Source organism: Cupriavidus necator N-1, assembly GCF_000219215.1.
Taxonomy (GTDB): domain Bacteria; phylum Pseudomonadota; class Gammaproteobacteria; order Burkholderiales; family Burkholderiaceae; genus Cupriavidus; species Cupriavidus necator.
The window spans coordinates 1,739,521-1,760,355 of sequence record NC_015726.1 but is presented as its reverse complement, the minus strand read 5'-3'; the positions used below and the strand labels follow the sequence as shown (position 1 = coordinate 1,760,355).

Sequence of the window (20,835 nt, the reverse complement as noted above, 5' to 3'; positions counted from 1 at the left end):
ACGCACAGCCATTGACGCTGGCCCCACTCCGCTTACACTTGGACTCCCACGCAAGTGCTGAACGAAACGTGATGAAGATACGAGCGGCAGTTGCCCGGCACAAATCCGGACCCTTTGCTTGTCGCGAACTGGAGCTCGACAATCCACGTCCAGATAAGGTCCTGGTTCGGCCGGCGCACCGACACCAACCCCATCCACCGATACGCCCGTGCAAGCCAATCTGGCCTTCGCTTGCCGCGGCCTGGCTCGCCGTAGGCGGTCTGCTCGGGACCGCGTCGCACCGCGTGTACGCCGGCCAGATATGCGACGCGCCCTATGTCCATGACGGCGGACGGATCCGCTTCGAAGCGGACGGATTGACGCCGATGACAACCATTGCCTTCTTCCGCAACGTCAACGACCTCGAGCGCGACCTTTGTTCGTTCGATCTGGATATTTACTCCAAGTCCGCCCTCCGGCGCTTGATGGGGCCGCCCGTCGAGACCGTGCAGCGTCACCGGCTCGTGATCGACGAACGCTCGGGACAACCAGTCGTGCGCAGTCTGAATGCACGCGTTCAGGCCCACGGCCAGTACACTGAGCTGGTCGGGGAAATGAGTACCAACTCGAACGGACTGCTGCTGTATCCGCCGGCGCTGACAGAGGGCCAGGTACTCCCCGCGGAAACCTTCGCGTCCCGCTACGACTTTCGTATTGTGGATCGCCGGACCGGCACCACTGTCTCTGATTTCGTGGGTTCCAATGTTCGCCTGACCTTGTCTGAGCGGACGGTGGGTCCGCTGCAGCGCCTGAAGCTTGCCTCCGGCACACTGCTCTGCTGGCCGATCCGATATACCAAGTTCGTGGATCCTGGCCGCTTTCGGCTGGTCGATACGGATATCGAACTGGAGCCGACGGTGCTCGACATGACCGATTGGTATTGTCCCGCCCGGCGATTCGTCATGCGTCAGGAAGTTCGCTACAAAAATCAGCACCAGGTTGTCGATGTGGTGGACATTGAGTAGGGCTGCATCTGACTCGGCCGGACTTTCAGACCTTCACGCCACGGCTGAATGGAAGCGCTAGCCAAGCCTGGCCTGCAAGGCAAGGTTGCCGTCATCACCGGCGCTGGCTACCCTGCAAGCGTGGCGCACGTCGGCTTCTGCATGACGGCCGGCAGGCCGTCCCAGGCCGGGCTGCTCGCCGTTCCTTGCCCCCGTCCCGGAGATTGCGACATGGCCATCCAGCTCAACCACACCATCGTCTTTTCTCATGACAAGAAGGTCTCCGCCGACTTCCTCTGCGAAATCCTCGGACGCCCCCCGGCCGAGCCGTTCGGGCCGTTTCTCGGCGTCCGGCTGGACAATGACGTGACCCTGGACTTCATGGACGCGGCAGGTGATGTTGCGATGCAGCACTATGCTTTCCAGGTCAGCGACGCCGAATTCGATCAGGGCTTTGCCCGCATCCGCGCGCGCAACCTGACCTACTGGGCGGACCCATACCGCCGCCGCCCCGGCGAGGTCAACACGGACGATGGCGGCCGCCGGATCTACTTCGAGGATCCGAGCAAGCACTTTCTGGAGATCTTCACGAAGGGCTAGGACGCAAGCGCCCGCTGCCGTGAGCCTTTGAAGAGACACAGACGCCCTGCGACGCCCGCGCGATGTTTTGCAGCGTTGACTGCGCTTGGTTGATGCGGTTGCACCCCATAGAATGAAGTTGCGCCTTGGAAAGCGGCTCTGGTTTCTGCCGCATCAAAGGAGGATGTCATGGAACTTCATATGCAATCGCATCGCTACACGCACCGGTGGCCGGACTGGCGTGCAGCGGCGCTGGCGGGTCTCGTCGCCGGGGTGGTATTCCTGGTGCTCGACTTGCTGGCGGCCATGTTGATGGGGGCCAGCGTCTGGAAGCCGCTGACCATGATCGCGGCCATCATGCTGGGCCCGGATGTGCTGGCGCAAGCTGCCACCTTCCAGATGAGCGTGCTGGTAGCGGCCGTGGTGGTCCACTTCGTACTCTCTGTCGTGTTTGCGGTAATCCTGGCAACGATCATGGCGCCGTTCCGCTTTGATTCGAGCGTCGGCATGGCCTCGGTGGTGGGGGCGCTGTTCGGCCTGGTCCTGTACCTGGTCAATTTCCACGGCATGACTGCCGCCTTCCCATGGTTTGCTGAAGCGCGAGGCTGGGTGACCGCCATTGCCCACATCGTGTTCGGCCTGGTCGCGGCTGACTCGTACCTGAAACTGGAGAGGCACGCGGATGCGCCCGCCGGCGGAACCGGTGGTACCTAGGAGAGCAAGCGCAAAACGAGCAGCGGCAAGGCGCGTGATCCATGCAGACCGTCGCCTATCCCTATCAGCCAGCGCCTGAACGGGGCACCCTGCAGTGCTTCCTGCTGGCCTTGTTCATGCACCTGCTGCTGGGTGTCCTGCTCTATTACGGCGTGCGCTGGCGCAGCGCGGCGCCGGAGGGTGTCGCGGCCGAACTGTGGGACGCGATCCCCGAAGCCGCAACGCCAGCGCCTGCAATCACGCCGGTGCCAAGCCCAAAGCCGGTCGAAGAGGAAGAGGCCGACATCTCGCTGCAGGAAAAGCAGCGCAAGGCCCAGCAGGCCGCGCGCGATGAAGCACAAGCGCGGCAGCGCGAGAGCCAGGCCCGTGCCGAAGCCGCGCGCAAGGAGGCGCAGCGAAAGGCAATGGAAGCGCAGCGCCAGTCCGACAATGCCCAGCGCCAGGGCGAACTGGCGCGGTTGCGGGCCCAGGCGGGCAATACGGGCACGCGGGCCGGTTCCGGCTCCGGCGCGAAGCCTTCTTCCGGCTATGCCGAGCGGGTCCGGCAGCGGGTCAAGCCGAATATCATCTTCAATGATGAGGTCAGCGGCAATCCGGCGGCGGTGGTGGCCGTGGCCATGGCGCCGGATGGCTCAGTGCTGTCGGCGCGGCTCGCCAAGTCAAGCGGCAATGCGGCCTGGGACAACGCCGTGCTGCGCGCGGTGCAGCGATCCGACCCGCTGCCGCGCGACGAGAACGGCGTCGCGCCCTCCAATATCCTCATTACCTTCTGGCCCAGGGACGAAGGCGGCTAGTCGCGTCGGCACCCTGTCCAGGCGCTATGCCTCCACGTAACCCTTGCGCAGTTTCTCTGCCACCAGCTTGTCCGCCTCGCGTCGCGCCCGCTCGGCGCTGTCGAACGCCTTCACGCTGGTCTGCCCTGTGCTGCCGATGCGGCCGTAGGTGACGGAGAGCTCCGCCCCGCGCACGCTGGCACGCCAGAACTTGCGCGACGTGCCCTGCTCGAAGCGCAGCGTCCGCACCAGTTCGGCTTGCGCAGCCGATGCCGTCGCCGCGTCCGCCCGGGCCTCGCCCGTTGACGCCGCAGCCTGCACCGTGGCCGGGTTCGCCAACGGCACCGGGATCTCGACCTCCATGTCCAGCGCGCGATCCTCGCCATCGGCCAGCATGGCCTCGATGCGGGCCAGCACCGCTTCCGCATCGTCGAGCCAGTCCTTGCCGGGGATGTCCAGCACCCGCCAGCCGAAGCTGCGCAGGATGCCGGGGCGGAATACATAGCGCTCGGCGGTGTCCGACACCGGCTCGGACGGCGTATCGAGCAGGATCGCCAGCGCGTAGCCTTGACCCGACGGATCGGCGATGGCCAGGTCGCAGCGGAACTGCGAGCGGCCGACGTTGGCGTGCACCTGGTGGCCGCGCGCACGCAGCGCCTCGGCCAGTGCGTCGCGGATGCTGTCCGGCGTGGGTTCGCGCGTAAAGGCGTCGCGCGCGCCGGGGTTCAGTGCGCCCAGCACCGACTGGGCGCGCTCGAACTGGCCGCGCGCGCTGGCCTGTGCGAACTGCAGGAACGCGCGCAGTGCGGCCGCGCCGTCGTTGTGCACATTGGTGATCGCCTCGGCCTGGATCGTCGACACCACCGCCATCCGATGGCGCGCGCGGCTGAAGATCACGTTCAGGCGCTTCTCGCCGCCGCGCTGGTTGATCGGGCCGAAGTTCATCAGCATCTTGCCGTCCGGCCCGGGCGCGTAGCAGATGCTCAGGATGATGACGTCGCGCTCGTCGCCCTGGACATTCTCCAGGTTCTTGACGAACAGCCCGTTGAACTGGTCGTCGTCCTCGCGCACGTACTCGCGTTCGAGGCGCATCGCGAAGTCCGCGTCCTCGGCGGCCAGCGTCTCGAGCGCGGACTCGATGGCGCCCTGCTGCGCCTCGGAAAACGCCACGATGCCCAGGCTCAGCCCGGTCTCGCGGCGCAACAGTTCGCGCACGGTCCGGGCGATGTAGCCCGCCTCGGGCGCATTGCGGCGGTCGGCGTAGACGCCGTCTGCCAGCCGGTGGAAGCTGACCGGCCGCGCCAGCAGCGCGTCGGCGCCCGCGATGCCGGCATCCTCCTGGTCCGAGCGCAGCGCAGGCGCCTCGTCCTCGGCCTGCTCCAGCAAACGGTCGGGAATGGTGACGAGGCGCCCGTCGTAAAACGCCGCGTTGGAAAAGCTGATCAGCGATTCATGACGGCTGCGGTAGTGCCACGCCAGCAGCGTGGCAGGCAGGTTGCGCGCGGCCTGGTTCAGCAGGCTGTCCGAATCGAGGTTGATGGCGATGCGGTCGCCCTCCTCTTCCACCACGATCTCGTCATCGCCTTCGGCGCCGCCGGCCGTGAAGAAGCTTGTCGGCGGCAGCTGCATCTCGTCGCCGACCACCACCACCTGGCGCGCGCGGCTCAGCGCAGGCACGGCCTCTTCAGTCGGGATCTGGCTGGCCTCGTCGAAGATCACCACGTCGAACAGGTCCGGCGACAGCGGCAGTGTGTCGGATACCGACAGCGGGCTCATCAGCCAGATCGGCTTCAGGTCGTTGATGACGATGCCGGTCTCGTCGTCGGAGAGATCGCGGATCGAACGGTGGCGCATGCTCTTGCCGAACTCGTGCTCCAGTTCGCGGCGGCCCGTGGCGTATTGTTTCTTGAACGCCTTGCCGTCGGCGTCCAGCATCGTGGCCGACAACGAGGACACGCGTACGTTCTCGGCGAACTGCTTGTGCCGCGTGGCGCGCACCACTTGCGCGTTCAGCGCGAGCAGTTCGCGCTGCCCTTGCGCCACGGCGCGCGCAGCCTGCGCCAGCGCCGCGCCGCCAAAGCGCGCCAGCACCGGGTTCTCACGCGCGAGACGGCGCAGCGCCTCGTCAGCCACCAGCGCCTCGAGCTGTGCCGGTGCATGATCGAGCCACTGCAGCGTGGCGGCGCAAGCGGGGTCACCCGCGTGCACCGCGCGCAACAGCGGCAACAGGTCTGGCAGGTCATCGAGCGCCTCGCGCAGGTCGCGCAGCAGTTCGGCGATATCGCCGAGGCGCGCGTCGGCGGCCAGCGCCAGCCCGCCGCGCACACGCTGCGCGAGCTTCTCCAGCGCCTCGCGCGCACCGGCTTCGGCGCGCGCCGCGGCGACCGGGTCGACGGCCTGGCGCAGATGCGCGACCAGCTCGCGCGGGCCTGCGCCCGACTGCAGGCGCTGCTCGAGTTCGCCGAGCGCGCGCAGGAAGGCCTGCATCTCGCTCACGCCGTAGCGGCGGCGGCTGTCGGCATCGGCCGCTGCCAGCGCGGCGCTTGCGGCATGCTCGGCGGCCAGCACTTCCAGCACCTTGCCGTAGCCCGGGTGGACGGCGTGCTTGCCAAAGTCATAGCGGCGCTTCAGTTCGCCGCGCAGTCGCCACCATGCGGGCTGCAGCCAGCGCGCGAACGACGGCTCCAGCCGCCGCGCGAGCGCCAGCGCCGATTCGGTATCGCCGGGGCTCAGCTTGTCTTGCCAGTTCGAGGTTGCGGCCTGCGCATCGGCGAATGCCTGCGCGCGCCGCTCCAGGTCCGCGCGAACCTCGCGCAGCGCGCCTTGCGCCGGCGAGGCCAGATCGAGCAGGTCCAGGTGTGCAGCCAGGCCCGTGTCGAGCAGCCACTGGCTGTCGGCGGCAATCGCGCGTGCCTGTTCCAGCGCGGTGTCCTGGCTGGTCAGGCTTGCGGTGCTGTCCAGCAGCGGGTCGAGCGCATCGAACAGCGCCTCGGCGTCATGGCACAGCTGCTCGGCGCGGCCATAGGCGCGCTCGTCGGACAGCAGTTGCGGGGACAGGCGCGCGAACGGATGCGCGGCAAGGCTGTCGAGACCGAAGCGCTCGCGCATCGCGCGGTGCACGCGGTGCGCGAGATCGCGCTGACGGTCCCAAGCGGCCAGCGCCGGCAGGCGCTCGCGCAGCGCAGGCCCCGCGTCCGGTACCGTCGGCAGCGCCGCCACGCGGCGCAGCAGTGCACGCACGCTGTCGCCAAGTGCCTCGGGCACTGCTGCCATCGCGACCTCGAACGCGTCGATACGCTGCTGGTGCGCGGCCAGTGCCTCGGCCACCTGCGCGCGGCGCGCAGCCAGCGCGTCGCCGTCATGCGGCTGCGCGATCCACTGCTCATAGCAGGCGCGCAGGTCGGCGATGAAGGCCTTCTTGTCGGTCTGCGAGTCGTGGATCAGGCAGCACAGCGAGTCCAGCCCGCTTTGCTTGAGCCGATGGAACACCACGTCGAGCGCGGCGCGCTTTTCGCAGACGAACAGCACGCGCTTGCCGCGGCCGGCGTAGTCGGCGATCAGGTTGGTGATGGTCTGCGACTTGCCCGTGCCCGGCGGGCCCTGGATGATAAAGCTGCGCTGGCTGCGCGCCAGGCCAACCGCTGCGTTCTGGGTCGCGTCGGCCGCCACCACGTTCCACTGCTCGGCCGGTGCGAGCGGTGCGGGCGCCTGGGTCTCCACGTCGCGCGGATCGATCGAGAATACGCGGTCGAACGCCGGATTGGCGCCGGGCTCGTCCAGCAACTGCGCGTAGTCGCGCACCAGCGACATCTTGCGGTAGTTGAAGTTGGCGAGCGTCACCTGCGTCAGGTCCAGGTCCCAGGCATAACGGTGGCCCTCGGACTCCTCCAGCACGTAGCCCTGGCGCTCTTCGCTTTGCGCGGCGGCGGAGCCGCCCATGTGCGGCTGCCGCGGGCCGGCGCCTGGCGCGGCGCCCGCTTCGAAGCGCTGCGGCAGTTCGCTCGGCCGCACCCAATGCTCGAACAGCGCGCGCCCCAGCGGCCGGTAGTCGTCCTGCGCATAGCTGTACGGCGGCAGCCAGCCGCCGCTGCGCACGGCGGCCGTGCCCGGCCTGCGGCGCTGGAACTGCTGCATCCGCTGCAGCGCCTTCTGCCGCACCAGCCGCACCGCGGCCTTGTCGACCAGGCGCAACTCGACCGAGGGCTCGGAGCGGCGAATCTGCGCGAGGATGCCGGCATGGATCTCCTCGATCGAGGTCTTGTCGAGATCCACGGTCTCGTCCAGCCGGATGTCGTACAGCTGGTGCAGGTAGTGGCGCAGCACCGGGTTGAACTCGGCCTCGCCGCCCGCGCACTGGATCACGTACTGGTCGCGTACGCCCTTGCGTTTGACCAGCTCCACCGGCAGCCACAGCAGCGGCGTCACGATGCGCTCGTCCGGCGCCTCCTTCAGGTTGTGCCAGCGCAGGAACGCCACCACCAGGCGCAGGTTGCTGAAGCCGTATTCGGCGCGGTCGCGGCGGGTCTCGGCGATCAGGCGGTCGAGCGACGCCGGCAGGTAGGGCTGGTCGTCGAAGCGCAGCCATTGCTGCAACGACACCGGCTTGCCCGCCACCAGGTCGGCCGCGAACGGTCCGCCCCAGGTGCAGATATGCTCGGGCCGCACGCTTTCGATCTGCAGCATCAGCGGCACGCTGGCCACGGTGACGTTGACGGTGGCCGCGGTCGGACGGAAGTGCAGCAGGCGGTTGCGCCGCGAGAGATCGAACAGGCGGTCGCGCAGGTGCGTGAGCACGGCGGCGCGGCGCGGCGTGGCGCCGGTCGTGCCGGCCAGTGCGCGTTCAACGTCCAGTCCCAGCGGCTGCTCGCGCCACGTGCGCAGCCGGGTCGCCAGCGCGGCGACATCGGTGGCGCGGTCGTGGCGGTTGATCTCGGTCATCTCGACGATCACCGCCGCGACGATCGGATGCAGGCGCTCGTGCAGCAGGAACAGGTTGCGGCGCTGCGCGACGAAACTGCGCAGGTCGTCCTCATCGGCAAAGTCCAGGCCGCAGGCGAGGCTCGCGAGCACCATGCCGAGCAGGAACACGTCGCCGATCTCGTCGTGGTGGCCAAGCAGGCGTTCCCAGCTGGCCGGACCGCGTAGATAGACCGGGCGTTCGACCGGCGCCGTAGCGTCAAGCTGCAGCGCCAGGTCGGCCTGGTCGCGCTGTCCGTCATCGGCGTGGCCGAGCTGCAGCGCGCCGACGATGTTCAGGCCCGAGGCCGGATGCGGCTGCACGCGGTGCACCGCGCCGATGTCCATGACGGGCGCTTCGCCATCGGGCCGGCGCAGGCGCAGCCCGCCGTCCTCGTCCACCAGGATGCTGTCGGGGTCGAGCGCGGCCACCCTGCCATGCGCGTGCAGCGCGGCGACCTGCGCGAACAGCGGCAGCACCAGCACCAGGACGTCGTCGGTGGGCAGCGCCGCGCCCGCCTGCGCGTCGACCAGGGCGCGCAGCGTGCGCGGCTCGCTGCTGCCGGTCATATCCGGAACGGTGTTGGTGCCGTGAGTCTTGCTGTCAGTCATGCCCGGCCCTCCCTGGCCAGTTCGCGGTGGAGTTGGCGCTGGAAGCGGTCCAGCTCGCGCTTGCCGAAGCCGGCGTCGCGGCGCAGGTTGCCTTGCAGCGCTTCCAGGCTGCCCAGCGCCTGCGCCACCTGGCCGGCGCGCAGCAGCGCCGCGTCCTGCTGGTCGGGGTCGGCGAGCGCCAGGTCCATCATCAGTGTGTTGAGGTAGGCGCGCACGCTGTCGTCGGCCACGTCCGGCCCCAACCCGTCTGGGCCGATCACCGGTTCGTCGTCGCGCCAGTCGGGGAACATCATGCGCACTTGCGCGAGCACTGCCTCGCTCGCCAGCGGCGTGCCGGCGAGGAAGTGGGCGAGGAAGCCGCGCGTCAGCGCCCGCAGGCGGACCTGTCCCGGCAGGTCCAGCTTCTCCAGAGCCAGCGGGCCGTGCAGCCGGGTTTCGATCCATGGATCGAGATCGGCCGCGCCTTCCCACCACAGCGCCAGCGCACGGGCCCGGATAAAGGTCTCGGGATGGCTGTGGGCGGCGCTTGCGCCCGCCTCGTGGGATTCGATCTCGGCCGCCTGGCGCAGGTAGGCGGCCGCGTCCACGCTGCCGATGCCGGTCTGCACCTTGACCAGCGTCGACACGGCCGGCGCTACCGCGCCCGCGGCCACGGCACCGCCGCGGTCGGCGAACAGTTCGGTGTGCAGCGCGTAGCGGCGCCAGGTCTCGCGATGGCTGGCGCTGGCGCCCGGCGCGGCCAGCGCGTCGTTCAGGATGCGGTCGGCCACCAGGAACTGGCCGTCGTCGCGCGACCACAGCAGGTAGTGGGCCAGCTCATGGCCGAACACCGCCAGCAGCTCCGGCGGCGACAGCCGGTCCAGCAGCGGCCCCTGCAGGACGATGTGGACCTCGCCGGGCACGTAGACCAGCGAGGCGTTCATGTCCTGGCCCGGGGACTGGTAGAGCGTCGCGGGCGCGCCGATGCCGAGCCGCGCCATCGCCTCGGCCAGCGCCGCGTGCACGTCGGCATGCGCGTCCGCCTCGATGCGGTAGGTGTCGCGCAGCAGCATCGAGCGCAGTGCCTCGCGTTGATCGGCGCCGGTCGCGCGGGCGCCGGCCCAGCGCCAGACCTCGGGCTCATGGCGGCGCAGGTAGTCGACCACCGTTGCGTGATAGGCCAGCGGCACCAGCGCGCCGCGATCCGGGGCGTGAGAGTCCATGCGGGACGTTCCAGGGTTGCGTGGAGGCCGATTCTACAGGGGGAACATGGCGTAGGCGCCGTCCATCAGCGCGGGCAATGCCCACATTGGCATGGCCAGCTTGATGCTGTCGGGACTAGTCGGAGGCGGGGGATGCCGACGCGGGAAGCGGCAGACGGCTGAAGCTGTTGGTTTTGGCGGGCGGCTGATACGCCGCTAGTTTGTTTCTGCCCAACATTTGCTCCGCCAACCGGGCGGACTTCGCTGATGACGGGCCTGCGGCTCCATTTTTGCCGGTCCGCATCCGGTGGCACAGCTTCTGCGTATAAGCGAGAGGACGCCCGCAGCGTTCTGCCCTTCTTACCGCAAATCGGAGTACCGCCATGATCCGCCAGCTCGCTAACACGATCTTCGCCACCGCCGCGATTGCAGCCGCCTGCACGGTCGGCATTGCGCATGCCGCCGCCCGCGACAGCGCTCCTGCCGGCGACAAGTCCGGCTACACCTTCCGCGTCGACATGCGCGACGTCTATAGCGACGGTGCGCGGGCCAGCCGCTTCGACGTCTTCATCGACGGTACCCGCGTTGAGGCTCCCGCCGTCAACGAGCTGTCCGTCTCTGGCCTGGACCGCGGTGGCGTGTCGGCCGATCCTGCCCGCAAATTCGACATCTACACCGACGGTGCCCTGGCCGGCATGGACCGCAACGGTCCTTCAGCCGATCCCGCGCGCAAGTTCGACGTCTATACCGACGGCGCCCTGGCATAAGCCCGTGCACAGCGAGCCTGTCTCAGGCAGGCAGCCATCTTCAAATGCGCTTGTGCGCCCTTTGGAACGTATTTCTCCCGGCTCCAAAGGGCGCTTTTTTGCTGGCGTCAGCCCAGTTCCGGGTAGTCGACGTAGCCGTGTGCACCATTGCCGCCGTACAGCGAAGCGTCTTCAAAGGGACGGTTCAGCGGCTTGTTTTCGCGGAAGCGGCGCGGCAGGTCGGGGTTGGTAATCATCTTGCGGCCGAACGAGACCATGTCGGCACTGCCACGACGAATCGCCTCTTCGGCCATCTCCTTGGAGTAGCCGTTGTTGACCATCCATACGCCGGTGTACAGGCGGTGCAGCGCTTCATAGTCGAAAGGCGCGTTGTCGCGCGGACCGCCGGTGTGGCCTTCCACGACGTGGATATACACCGGGTGCAGCTTCTCCAGTTCACGCATGACATGTTCGAATAGCGGCTGCGGATTGCTCTCCAACGCGTCGTTGACGGGCGATACCGGTGCCAGGCGAACGCCGACCCGGTCGGCACCGATCTCTTTGACCACGGCAGCCATGACTTCGAGCAGGAAGCGCGCGCGGTTTTCGATGCTGCCGCCATACGCGTCGGTGCGCTTGTTGGTGCCGTCGCGCAGGAAAGCGTCAAGCAGGTAGCCGTGCGCACCATGGACTTCGACGCCGTCGAACCCAGCCTGAACGGCGTTGGCCGCAGCAATGCGGAAGTCGTCCACGATGCCAGCGATCTCTGCAGCCTCAAGCTCACGCGGGACCGAGCATTCGACGTAGCCTTTGCCGTTGATGTAGGTCTTGGCATTGGCGGCGATGGCCGACGGGGCGACCGGGGGCTGATTATCCGGCTGGAAGTACGTGTGCGACATGCGGCCGGTGTGCCAGATCTGCAGGAAGATCCTGCCGCCCTTCGCGTGGACCGCGTCGGTCACCCTCTTCCAGGCAGCGATCTGCTCGGCGGTGTAGATGCCCGGCGTATTGGTGTAGCCCTGGGCAGTGGTCGAGACCTGCGTGGCTTCAGCGATGATCAGGCCCACGCTGGCGCGCTGGCTGTAGTACTCGACCACCATGTCGGTCGGCACCAGGTTGTCGTCGGCCCGGCTGCGCGTGAGCGGCGCCATGGCCATGCGGTTGGCAAGTTCGAGCTTGCCCAGCTTGATCGGCTGGAACAAAGCATCCGCGAGAAAGGCTTCTTTCTGTGCGCCCATGAATGGCTTACTCCGTGGTTGGTCTAAGGCTTGCAGCGGCCACAACGTGCGTAGCAGCCGGCTGGAACAGGTGGTCGAACATCAGGTCGACGCTGCGGCGCAGCGGCTCGACTGAGCGTTCGAGCTTCATGCGCAGCAAGGCGCCCTCCCAGACATCCCAGACCAGCCCGGACAGCTCGGCAGGCGCAATGTCCGTACGGATTGCGCCCTGCGCCTGGGCCTGGCTGATCATGCCGGCCAGGCGTTCGCGCCAGGCCATCTGGGCTGCCTGCAGGGCTGACCGGCAGGTGTCGCTCGACAAAGCGATTTCCGCCGCAAAGTTACCGATCAGGCACCCCGCCTGCACCGTCCTGGAGAGGTGGTAGGCAATCATCTGGGTAAAGACGTAACGGATTGCCGCCATCGGCTCTGGCGGCGCGGCTTCCATCATGGCTTCCCACGACCGCTGCAGGTAGTCCGCATACTGCGCGACGATGACCGCGGCAAAAGCTTCCTTGCTCTCAAAATGGTTGTAGAACGAGCCCTTCGGCACGCCGGCGTGATCGGTGATCTGCTGGATGCCGGTGGCGTTGTAGCCGTGGCGCGAAAACAGTTCGCGCCCCGCCTTCGTCAGGCGGTTGGGGATGTCGGTTTTGTCTGCAGTGCGTGCCATGGCGGAATAATATGACCAGTCGTCTTAAGATGTCAAACGGCACTGACGTAGGCAAGGACGCATTTCCGGCCCTCTTCCGGGCACACGATATTTTTCCTTGACAAGGGAAGACCCATGTTCCAATATGCATTCAATCGCATGCGATCTAAACGGATGCGATTTAACTACAACTGACAACCAGCAGAGATCCATTCCATGAGCAAGATCGAAAAAGTCCTCGCCACCGGCAAGACCCACACCATGCACAGCAGCGCCGGCGTTACCTCGCGTGGCCACAATGGCACGCTGGACATCGCGCTGTCGCCCGGCAACAGCACCAACCCGGCGCACGTGTTCACGACCGTCCAGCCCCACCCGACCGCGGAACAACTATTCGCGGGCGCCTGGTCGGCGTGCTACATCGCCGCAGTCGGCCTGGTGACCAAGGAGATGAAGCTGGAACTGCCGTCCGACCTGGCCGTGGACATCGAAGTCGACCTGGGCCAGACCGGCGCGGAATATTTCCTGCAAGCACGCCTGAACCTGCGCGCGCCGGGCCTGCCGCAGGATGTCGCTACGCAACTCGCTCACGCCGCCGATGCGATCTGCCCCTACTCGAAGGCAACCCGCGGCAATATCGAGGTGGCGCTGAACGTGTTTACGTCGTAACTCCCTTGACCTTTTCGTTATTTCACATTAGTCGCATGCGATATAATCGCATGCGACTATAAATCACATGATACAAGGATGCATCCCATGACCACGCTCACCTCCATCGTCCGCTACACCGTTGTCGCCGCCGCCCTGTTGACCGCCGCCGCCGCGCAAGCCGCCGGTTCGGCGCGCGACCCTTTCACCGAGGGCGCCCGCTCGGTCACCAGCGCAGCCGATCCGTACACCGACGGCGCACGCTCGGTACACGGCACGCGCAGCCCGTACTACGACGGCGCCCGCGGCAAGGTCGACCCTTACCTCGACGGCGCACGGGCCTGAGACCGCGTAGCGCCGCGGCGGCCAGATCGTGCGCACGATTCTCCGCCGGTTCCTGGCGCCCTTTCCTCGGGCTCCAGGAACCGCCGCCGCGGAAAGTTATAGCACCTGCGATCAAATCGCACACGACCTATAATTGACGCTTGCGATCCATCCGTCTTTGGCCAACGAGGCAGCAAATGAAACCCACCGACAAGCCCGCCGCAACCCCGACGCTCTCAGACTTCCTGTGCTTCGCGGTCTATTCCGCGAACCTCGCCTTCGGCAAGGCCTACAAACCGATCCTTGAGCAACTGGGGCTGACCTATACGCAATACATCACCATCGTTGCGCTATGGGAGCAGGACGACCAGACCGTCGGCAGCCTGGGGGAGAAGCTGTTTCTCGAATCGAACACCCTGACGCCGATCCTGAAGAAGCTGGAGGCGATGGGCTATGTGGAGCGGCAGCGCGACCCCGAAGACGAGCGCCAGGTACGCGTGCGCCTGACCAAGGCCGGCCGCAAGCTGCGCGAGCGGCGCCTGGAATCCAGCCTCGCCGGAGCGACCGGCCTGGCCCCGGACGAATTCGCCCGGATCCAGAAGGCGGTTGCGTCGCTGCGCAACAACCTGATCCAGTCGGTGAAAGACAGCGAATGAACCAGCACACCGGATACATGGCCATGACCAGCACAGCCGCCCAGTACAGCCCGATCAGCTGCGAGTTCCACGACCGCCTGGAAGACCTCGCCACCGTGCGCAGGCCCACGCAGATCCACTACCGCGACGCCGATGGCTTGCTCCAGCAGCGCACCGCGACCATTGCCGACGTGTACAGCCGGGGCGGCGCCGAGTATCTGACGCTCAAGACTGGCGAGACCCTGCGCCTGGACCAGCTCCTGGAAGTCGACGGCGAGAAGCTGGCGGACTACTGAGCCCGCAAGATTCCGAGCCGGAAAAAAACAAAACCCCTCGCAGCACACGCTGTCGAGGGGTTTTGGGAATAAGAGCCTGGCGATGACCTACTTTCACACGGGTATCCGCACTATCATCGGCGCGGAGCTGTTTCACGGACCTGTTCGGGATGGGAAGGGGTGGTTCCAGCTCGCTATGGTCACCAGGCATAAGGGGTTGCAACGCTGAGGTTGAGGTCAACGCTGCGAATAGGGATGTAGTTGGGGTTGTGCGTCTTGTGTCAACTGTTTCGGCACAGTCACGATCACACACCAGGCAAAACACACTGGTTATAGGATCAAGCCTTACGGGCAATTAGTACTGGTTAGCTTAACGCATTACTGCGCTTCCACACCCAGCCTATCAACGTCCTGGTCTCGAACGACCCTTCAAGGAGGTCAAGCCTCCAGGGAATCCTCATCTTCAGGCGAGTTTCCCGCTTAGATGCTTTCAGCGGTTATCTCTTCCGTACATAGCTACCCTGCGATGCCTCTGGCGAGACAACAGGTACACCAGCGGTACGTCCACTCCGGTCCTCTCGTACTAGGAGCAGCCCCCGTCAAGATTCCAACGCCCACGGCAGATAGGGACCAAACTGTCTCACGACGTTTTAAACCCAGCTCACGTACCTCTTTAAATGGCGAACAGCCATACCCTTGGGACCGGCTACAGCCCCAGGATGAGATGAGCCGACATCGAGGTGCCAAACACCGCCGTCGATATGAACTCTTGGGCGGTATCAGCCTGTTATCCCCAGAGTACCTTTTATCCGTTGAGCGATGGCCCTTCCATTCAGAACCACCGGATCACTATGTCCTGCTTTCGCACCTGCTCGACTTGTCGGTCTCGCAGTTAAGCACGCTTTTGCCATTGCACTTTAGGTACGATGTCCGACCGTACCAAGCGTACCTTCGAACTCCTCCGTTACACTTTGGGAGGAGACCGCCCCAGTCAAACTGCCTACCATGCACTGTCCCCGACCCGGATTCACGGGTCAAGGTTAGAACCTCAAACAAACCAGGGTGGTATTTCAAGGACGGCTCCACGTGAACTAGCGTCCACGCTTCAAAGCCTCCCACCTATCCTACACAGATCGGTTCAAAGTCCAATGCAAAGCTACAGTAAAGGTTCATGGGGTCTTTCCGTCTAGCCGCGGGGAGATTGCATCATCACAAACACTTCAACTTCGCTGAGTCTCGGGAGGAGACAGTGTGGCCATCGTTACGCCATTCGTGCAGGTCGGAACTTACCCGACAAGGAATTTCGCTACCTTAGGACCGTTATAGTTACGGCCGCCGTTTACCGGGACTTCAATCAAGAGCTTGCACCCCATCATTTAATCTTCCGGCACCGGGCAGGCGTCACACCCTATACGTCCACTTTCGTGTTTGCAGAGTGCTGTGTTTTTATTAAACAGTCGCAGCCACCATTTTATTGCAACCCCTTCACCCTTCTGGCGCAGGCCAGTCAAGCTACCAGGGCGTACCTTATCCCGAAGTTACGGTACCAATTTGCCGAGTTCCTTCTCCCGAGTTCTCTCAAGCGCCTTAGAATACTCATCTCGCCCACCTGTGTCGGTTTGCGGTACGGTCTCGTATGACTGAAGCTTAGAGGCTTTTCTTGGAACCACTTCCAATTGCTTCGCAGCACTAGGCCGCTCGCCCCACATCCTTGAATTCCGCGCCCGGATTTGCCTGAGCGCCTTCTCCAATGCAGGGACCGGGACTTCCAACACCCGGACAACCTTCCGCGATCCGTCCCCCCATCGCATCATACGACGGTGCAGGAATATTAACCTGCTTCCCATCAGCTACGCATCTCTGCCTCGCCTTAGGGGCCGACTCACCCTACGCCGATGAACGTTGCGTAGGAAACCTTGGGCTTACGGCGAGGGGGCCTTTCACCCCCTTTATCGCTACTCATGTCAGCATTCGCACTTCCGATACCTCCAGCATCCTTTACAAGACACCTTCACAGGCTTACGGAACGCTCTCCTACCACGCACATTACTGTGCGTCCGCAGCTTCGGTATATAGCTTAGCCCCGTTACATCTTCCGCGCAGGACGACTCGATCAGTGAGCTATTACGCTTTCTTTAAAGGGTGGCTGCTTCTAAGCCAACCTCCTGACTGTTTTAGCCTTCCCACTTCGTTTCCCACTTAGCTATATTTGGGGACCTTAGCTGGCGGTCTGGGTTGTTTCCCTCTTGACACCGGACGTTAGCACCCGATGTCTGTCTCCCGTGATTGCACTCTTCGGTATTCGGAGTTTGCTATGGCGGGGTAATCAGCAATAGACCCCCCAACCATGACAGTGCTCTACCCCCGAAGGTGAGACACGAGGCACTACCTAAATAGTTTTCGGAGAGAACCAGCTATTTCCAGATTTGTTTAGCCTTTCACCCCTATCCACAGCTCATCCCCTAACTTTTCAACGTTAGTGGGTTCGGTCCTCCAGTACGTGTTACCGCACCTTCAACCTGGCCATGGATAGATCATCTGGTTTCGGGTCTACACCCAGCGACTCAACGCCCTGTTCGGACTCGCTTTCGCTACGCCTTCCCTAATCGGTTAAGCTTGCCACTGAATGTAAGTCGCTGACCCATTATACAAAAGGTACGCCGTCACCCCTTACGAGGCTCCGACTGTTTGTATGCATGCGGTTTCAGGATCTATTTCACTCCCCTCCCGGGGTTCTTTTCGCCTTTCCCTCACGGTACTGGTTCACTATCGGTCGATCACGAGTATTTAGCCTTGGAGGATGGTCCCCCCATCTTCAGACAGGATTTCACGTGTCCCGCCCTACTTGTCGTACACCTAGTTCCACAACGCTGTTTTCGCATACAGGGCTATCACCTGCTATGGCCGGGCTTTCCATCCCGTTCTGCTAACAATGCTGCTAAAGAGTACAAGGCTCTTCCCATTTCGTTCGCCACTACTTTGGGAATCTCGGTTGATTTCTGTTCCTGCAGCTACTTAGATGTTTCAGTTCGCCGCGTTCGCTTCCCTGACCTATGTATTCAGTCAGGGATGACCCATACGGGCCGGGTTTCCCCATTCGGACATCTCCGGATCAAAGCTTGTTTGCCAGCTCCCCGAAGCTTTTCGCAGGCTACCGCGTCCTTCATCGCCTGTGATCGCCAAGGCATCCACCACATGCACTTGTTCGCTTGACCCTATAACGAGTGTGTCTCGATTGCTCGAAACAGTCGCTACAGGATGAGTTCTCGCATTTGTGCCGTATTCCAAGTCATCTTTCGATCACTTAAATACATTTTGGTTGATACAATCACAACCCGGTATCGCGTTTTGTACTGCAGCGTCTCATCAACGCTTCGCGACACCTTTACTACATCCCATATTTTTAAAGAACAGCCGATCGTTAGATCGCTTGGCAATGCCAAATGAAAACGCTCTCGCGAAGCGCTTTCATTTGGCCACCTGGCCTTAACCACAAACAAACCGATAAGTGTGAACGCTCGACTTGGGATGCACGCTCTGAAAGGAGGTGATCCAGCCGCACCTTCCGATACGGCTACCTTGTTACGACTTCACCCCAGTCATGAACCCTGCCGTGGTAATCGCCCTCCTTGCGGTTAGGCTAACTACTTCTGGCAAAACCCACTCCCATGGTGTGACGGGCGGTGTGTACAAGACCCGGGAACGTATTCACCGCGGCATGCTGATCCGCGATTACTAGCGATTCCAGCTTCACGTAGTCGAGTTGCAGACTACGATCCGGACTACGATGCGTTTTCTGGGATTAGCTCCCCCTCGCGGGTTGGCAACCCTCTGTACGCACCATTGTATGACGTGTGAAGCCCTACCCATAAGGGCCATGAGGACTTGACGTCATCCCCACCTTCCTCCGGTTTGTCACCGGCAGTCTCTCTAGAGTGCCCTTTCGTAGCAACTAGAGACAAGGGTTGCGCTCGTTGCGGGACTTAACCCAACATCTCACGACACGAGCTGACGACAGCCATGCAGCACCTGTGTCCACTTTCCCTTTCGGGCACCTAATGCATCTCTGCTTCGTTAGTGGCATGTCAAGGGTAGGTAAGGTTTTTCGCGTTGCATCGAATTAATCCACATCATCCACCGCTTGTGCGGGTCCCCGTCAATTCCTTTGAGTTTTAATCTTGCGACCGTACTCCCCAGGCGGTCAACTTCACGCGTTAGCTACGTTACTGAAGAAATGAATCCCCAACAACTAGTTGACATCGTTTAGGGCGTGGACTACCAGGGTATCTAATCCTGTTTGCTCCCCACGCTTTCGTGCATGAGCGTCAGTGACGTCCCAGGGGGCTGCCTTCGCCATCGGTATTCCTCCACATCTCTACGCATTTCACTGCTACACGTGGAATTCTACCCCCCTCTGACATACTCTAGCCTTGCAGTCACAAGCGCCATTCCCAAGTTGAGCTCGGGGATTTCACGCCTGTCTTACAAAACCGCCTGCGCACGCTTTACGCCCAGTAATTCCGATTAACGCTCGCACCCTACGTATTACCGCGGCTGCTGGCACGTAGTTAGCCGGTGCTTATTCTTCCGGTACCGTCATCGACCCCGGGTATTAACCAGAGCCATTTCTTTCCGGACAAAAGTGCTTTACAACCCGAAGGCCTTCTTCACACACGCGGCATTGCTGGATCAGGGTTGCCCCCATTGTCCAAAATTCCCCACTGCTGCCTCCCGTAGGAGTCTGGGCCGTGTCTCAGTCCCAGTGTGGCTGATCGTCCTCTCAGACCAGCTACTGATCGTCGCCTTGGTAGGCTTTTACCCCACCAACTAGCTAATCAGACATCGGCCGCTCCTGTAGCGCGAGGCCTTACGGTCCCCCGCTTTCACCCTCAGGTCGTATGCGGTATTAGCTAATCTTTCGACTAGTTATCCCCCACTACAGGGCACGTTCCGATGTATTACTCACCCGTTCGCCACTCGCCACCAGGCCGAAGCCCGTGCTGCCGTTCGACTTGCATGTGTAAGGCATGCCGCCAGCGTTCAATCTGAGCCAGGATCAAACTCTTCAGTTCAATCTCTGTGTGGAAGCCTCGCGGCTCCCTCGCTCTTTCGAGCGGTCGCTCACTCTCAGAAAACTGACTGACCAGATCCGAAGATCCAGTCACGTTTTGCTGTGCGAGCACTGTATAACTTGTAAAGCTAAAAGACCGAAGTCTTCCGCATCCGTTATCAAGCGCCCACACTTATCGGTTGTTTGGTTGTTAAAGAACCCGCCCTTTCGAGCACCGCATCCGGCTTTGCCGTTTGCGTCGCTGCGTTTTGTTTGCAGCGGAGAAACGAGACTATAAAGAACTTTCTGCGATTAATCAATCATTTTCGAGAAATTCTTTTATTCTGGAAGGCTCGCTCTTTCGAACCGAGTTAATCCTTGCAAGTCTTTTCCCACCCCCGTTGCGCGGTGCCTTGCGAACGAGGGGGCGAATCTTAATGCCTGGATGCCTGCCTTGCAAGCGTTTTTGAGGAAAACCTGAAAGCGCCTCTTTTGCCACTTAAGTGCCCTCCCCTGCGACCCGAAAGGTGAACACATCGGCGAGCACCGGGACTAGCCCCTAATTCCCGCTCATCTTCCTGCGAAATTCCTCGGCGGTGCCAATCTGCCGGAACAGCGGCCCGCCCGGCGCGAACCTGTCCGCGCTGGCCAGCGGTCCCACCATCACCGGCTCGAAACCCGCATCGCGAACCAGTTGTGCCGCCACCTGCAGCGCCACCTGGTCGTCACCGGCAATCGGCACGGCAATCAGGCCGCCGGGCCGGTGATGTTCACTGGCGAAGTTGGTCGCCCCCATGAAATTAAACGCCCGCACCACACGTGCGCCGCGCAGGTATTTCGCCGTGGTGATGCCAATGCCGTTGCGCTGGGCTTCTTCGGCAATCGCGCCGTCGCGCTGGGGAATGGCATTGGTGGCATCCAGCACGATCTTGCCTGACCATGCCCCGGCATTCTCCTGGCTGAGTTGCGGCAACGCGCCGTAGGGGGTGGCGAGGAACAGCACGTCGGCAAAGGCGATGGCCTCCGCAACCGTGCCCGCCCGAGCCAGCGGGCCGAGGCCGTCGACCAGCGGCTTGAGCGATTCAGGATGACGCGACGAGAACAGGACCGGGTGCCCTGCCTTGACCCAGAGCCCTCCGACCGTCCCGCCGATGCGCCCCGATCCGATTACGCCGATGCACGCCGGCCCCGCGTGACCCGCGGCGCCCGCTCCCTGAGCGCAGGCGCCCAGCGGCGGAAGGCTCAGCGCCAGGATGGCCAGTGCGCCCACCCGCAACAGCATGCGGCGGCGTTCAGGATCGATGACAACTGCCGGATCTTGCATCGCGCGCTCCTGCGAGGATTGCCTGGCCCTGCGGCCAGTACGCAAGATATCCTCCTGCACACTGGCCGCCCAAAAAACTCTAGGCGAAAAAACGACCTGCCGGGCAATCGCCCTTGGCACCGCCTGCGCGCTGGACTAGATTAGGTAGCATTTGCGCCACTCCAGG

At 63.4% G+C, this 20,835-nt stretch carries 14 protein-coding genes and 3 rRNA genes; 9 read left to right on the top strand and 8 right to left on the bottom strand.

Features of this window, described 5'->3' with window-relative positions:
• The first annotated feature begins 71 nt into the window (after positions 1-71).
• From CNE_RS38920 to tolA, 4 genes are all read left to right on the top strand, one after another.
• Positions 72-1,004, top strand: coding sequence for a hypothetical protein (locus CNE_RS38920; RefSeq protein ID WP_013956685.1), 933 nt, complete (start codon positions 72-74; stop codon positions 1,002-1,004).
• A 48-nt stretch (positions 1,005-1,052) separates the two neighbouring features.
• A complete protein-coding gene (locus tag CNE_RS08345; protein WP_404997189.1) occupies positions 1,053-1,583 on the top strand; it encodes a VOC family protein in 531 nt (176 codons plus the stop codon).
• Between the two features lie 168 nt (positions 1,584-1,751).
• Entirely contained in the window at positions 1,752-2,276 is a 525-nt protein-coding gene (locus tag CNE_RS08340) for a hypothetical protein (RefSeq protein ID WP_013956683.1), read from the top strand.
• A 41-nt stretch (positions 2,277-2,317) separates the two neighbouring features.
• Positions 2,318-3,070, top strand: coding sequence for a cell envelope integrity protein TolA (gene tolA / locus CNE_RS08335; protein WP_013956682.1), 753 nt, complete (start codon positions 2,318-2,320; stop codon positions 3,068-3,070).
• A gap of 24 nt (positions 3,071-3,094) precedes the next feature.
• Here tolA and CNE_RS08330 read toward each other — a convergent pair whose 3' ends face one another.
• Together CNE_RS08330 and CNE_RS08325 are read right to left on the bottom strand one after the other, a co-directional pair.
• Positions 3,095-8,617, bottom strand: a complete 5,523-nt coding sequence (locus tag CNE_RS08330) for an AAA domain-containing protein (protein WP_013956681.1) — start codon at positions 8,615-8,617, stop codon at positions 3,095-3,097.
• A complete protein-coding gene (locus tag CNE_RS08325) occupies positions 8,614-9,819 on the bottom strand; it encodes a M48 family metalloprotease (protein ID WP_013956680.1) in 1,206 nt (401 codons plus the stop codon). The genes CNE_RS08330 and CNE_RS08325 overlap by 4 nt, the downstream gene beginning before the upstream one ends.
• Before the next feature lie 362 nt (positions 9,820-10,181).
• On the opposite strand from CNE_RS08325, the gene CNE_RS08320 reads away from it, so the two are divergent.
• Entirely contained in the window at positions 10,182-10,565 is a 384-nt protein-coding gene (locus tag CNE_RS08320) for a hypothetical protein (RefSeq protein WP_013956679.1), read from the top strand.
• 107 nt (positions 10,566-10,672) lie between these two features.
• Here the strand turns inward: CNE_RS08320 and CNE_RS08315 are convergent, their stop codons facing one another.
• Entirely contained in the window at positions 10,673-11,782 is a 1,110-nt protein-coding gene (locus CNE_RS08315; RefSeq protein WP_013956678.1) for an alkene reductase, read from the bottom strand.
• A gap of 7 nt (positions 11,783-11,789) precedes the next feature.
• Positions 11,790-12,434, bottom strand: a complete 645-nt coding sequence (locus CNE_RS08310; RefSeq protein ID WP_013956677.1) for a TetR/AcrR family transcriptional regulator — start codon at positions 12,432-12,434, stop codon at positions 11,790-11,792.
• Positions 12,435-12,629: 195 nt separating this feature from the next.
• Between CNE_RS08310 and CNE_RS08305 the strand changes: the two genes are divergently transcribed.
• The 4 genes from CNE_RS08305 (at position 12,630) to CNE_RS08290 (ending at position 14,316) form a co-directional block, all read left to right on the top strand.
• The gene (locus CNE_RS08305; RefSeq protein ID WP_013956676.1) at positions 12,630-13,082 is read left to right on the top strand and encodes an Ohr family peroxiredoxin; all 453 of its coding nucleotides are present in this window, start codon (positions 12,630-12,632) and stop codon (positions 13,080-13,082) included.
• Between the two features lie 87 nt (positions 13,083-13,169).
• On the top strand, positions 13,170-13,406 hold the full coding sequence (locus CNE_RS08300; RefSeq protein ID WP_013956675.1) for a hypothetical protein: 237 nt from the start codon (positions 13,170-13,172) through the stop codon (positions 13,404-13,406).
• A gap of 176 nt (positions 13,407-13,582) precedes the next feature.
• Entirely contained in the window at positions 13,583-14,041 is a 459-nt protein-coding gene (locus CNE_RS08295) for a MarR family winged helix-turn-helix transcriptional regulator (RefSeq protein WP_013956674.1), read from the top strand.
• A 23-nt stretch (positions 14,042-14,064) separates the two neighbouring features.
• Positions 14,065-14,316 (top strand): hypothetical protein, encoded by a 252-nt coding sequence (locus tag CNE_RS08290; protein ID WP_013956673.1) that lies wholly within the window; start codon positions 14,065-14,067, stop codon positions 14,314-14,316.
• Between the two features lie 74 nt (positions 14,317-14,390).
• Here CNE_RS08290 and rrf read toward each other — a convergent pair.
• The 4 genes from rrf to CNE_RS08270 form a co-directional block, all read right to left on the bottom strand.
• Positions 14,391-14,503 (bottom strand): 5S ribosomal RNA (rrf, locus tag CNE_RS08285).
• A gap of 126 nt (positions 14,504-14,629) precedes the next feature.
• Positions 14,630-17,510, bottom strand: a 23S ribosomal RNA gene (locus CNE_RS08280).
• Positions 17,511-17,835: 325 nt separating this feature from the next.
• Positions 17,836-19,367, bottom strand: a 16S ribosomal RNA gene (locus tag CNE_RS08275).
• The 16S, 23S and 5S rRNA genes sit together here, the layout of an rRNA operon.
• 537 nt (positions 19,368-19,904) lie before the next feature.
• Complete coding sequence (locus tag CNE_RS08270) at positions 19,905-20,669, bottom strand: NADPH-dependent F420 reductase (protein ID WP_013956672.1); 765 nt, start codon at positions 20,667-20,669, stop codon at positions 19,905-19,907.
• Between the last annotated feature and the right edge of the window lie 166 nt (positions 20,670-20,835).

Coding starts and splice junctions, on each gene's coding strand:
- CNE_RS38920 (WP_013956685.1), top strand. CDS start 72: ATGAAGATACGAGCGGCAGTTGCCCGGCACAAATCCGGACCCTTTGCT.
- CNE_RS08345 (WP_404997189.1), top strand. CDS start 1,053: ATGGAAGCGCTAGCCAAGCCTGGCCTGCAAGGCAAGGTTGCCGTCATC.
- CNE_RS08340 (WP_013956683.1), top strand. CDS start 1,752: ATGGAACTTCATATGCAATCGCATCGCTACACGCACCGGTGGCCGGAC.
- tolA (WP_013956682.1), top strand. CDS start 2,318: ATGCAGACCGTCGCCTATCCCTATCAGCCAGCGCCTGAACGGGGCACC.
- CNE_RS08330 (WP_013956681.1), bottom strand. CDS start 8,617: ATGACTGACAGCAAGACTCACGGCACCAACACCGTTCCGGATATGACC.
- CNE_RS08325 (WP_013956680.1), bottom strand. CDS start 9,819: ATGGACTCTCACGCCCCGGATCGCGGCGCGCTGGTGCCGCTGGCCTAT.
- CNE_RS08320 (WP_013956679.1), top strand. CDS start 10,182: ATGATCCGCCAGCTCGCTAACACGATCTTCGCCACCGCCGCGATTGCA.
- CNE_RS08315 (WP_013956678.1), bottom strand. CDS start 11,782: ATGGGCGCACAGAAAGAAGCCTTTCTCGCGGATGCTTTGTTCCAGCCG.
- CNE_RS08310 (WP_013956677.1), bottom strand. CDS start 12,434: ATGGCACGCACTGCAGACAAAACCGACATCCCCAACCGCCTGACGAAG.
- CNE_RS08305 (WP_013956676.1), top strand. CDS start 12,630: ATGAGCAAGATCGAAAAAGTCCTCGCCACCGGCAAGACCCACACCATG.
- CNE_RS08300 (WP_013956675.1), top strand. CDS start 13,170: ATGACCACGCTCACCTCCATCGTCCGCTACACCGTTGTCGCCGCCGCC.
- CNE_RS08295 (WP_013956674.1), top strand. CDS start 13,583: ATGAAACCCACCGACAAGCCCGCCGCAACCCCGACGCTCTCAGACTTC.
- CNE_RS08290 (WP_013956673.1), top strand. CDS start 14,065: ATGACCAGCACAGCCGCCCAGTACAGCCCGATCAGCTGCGAGTTCCAC.
- CNE_RS08270 (WP_013956672.1), bottom strand. CDS start 20,669: ATGCAAGATCCGGCAGTTGTCATCGATCCTGAACGCCGCCGCATGCTG.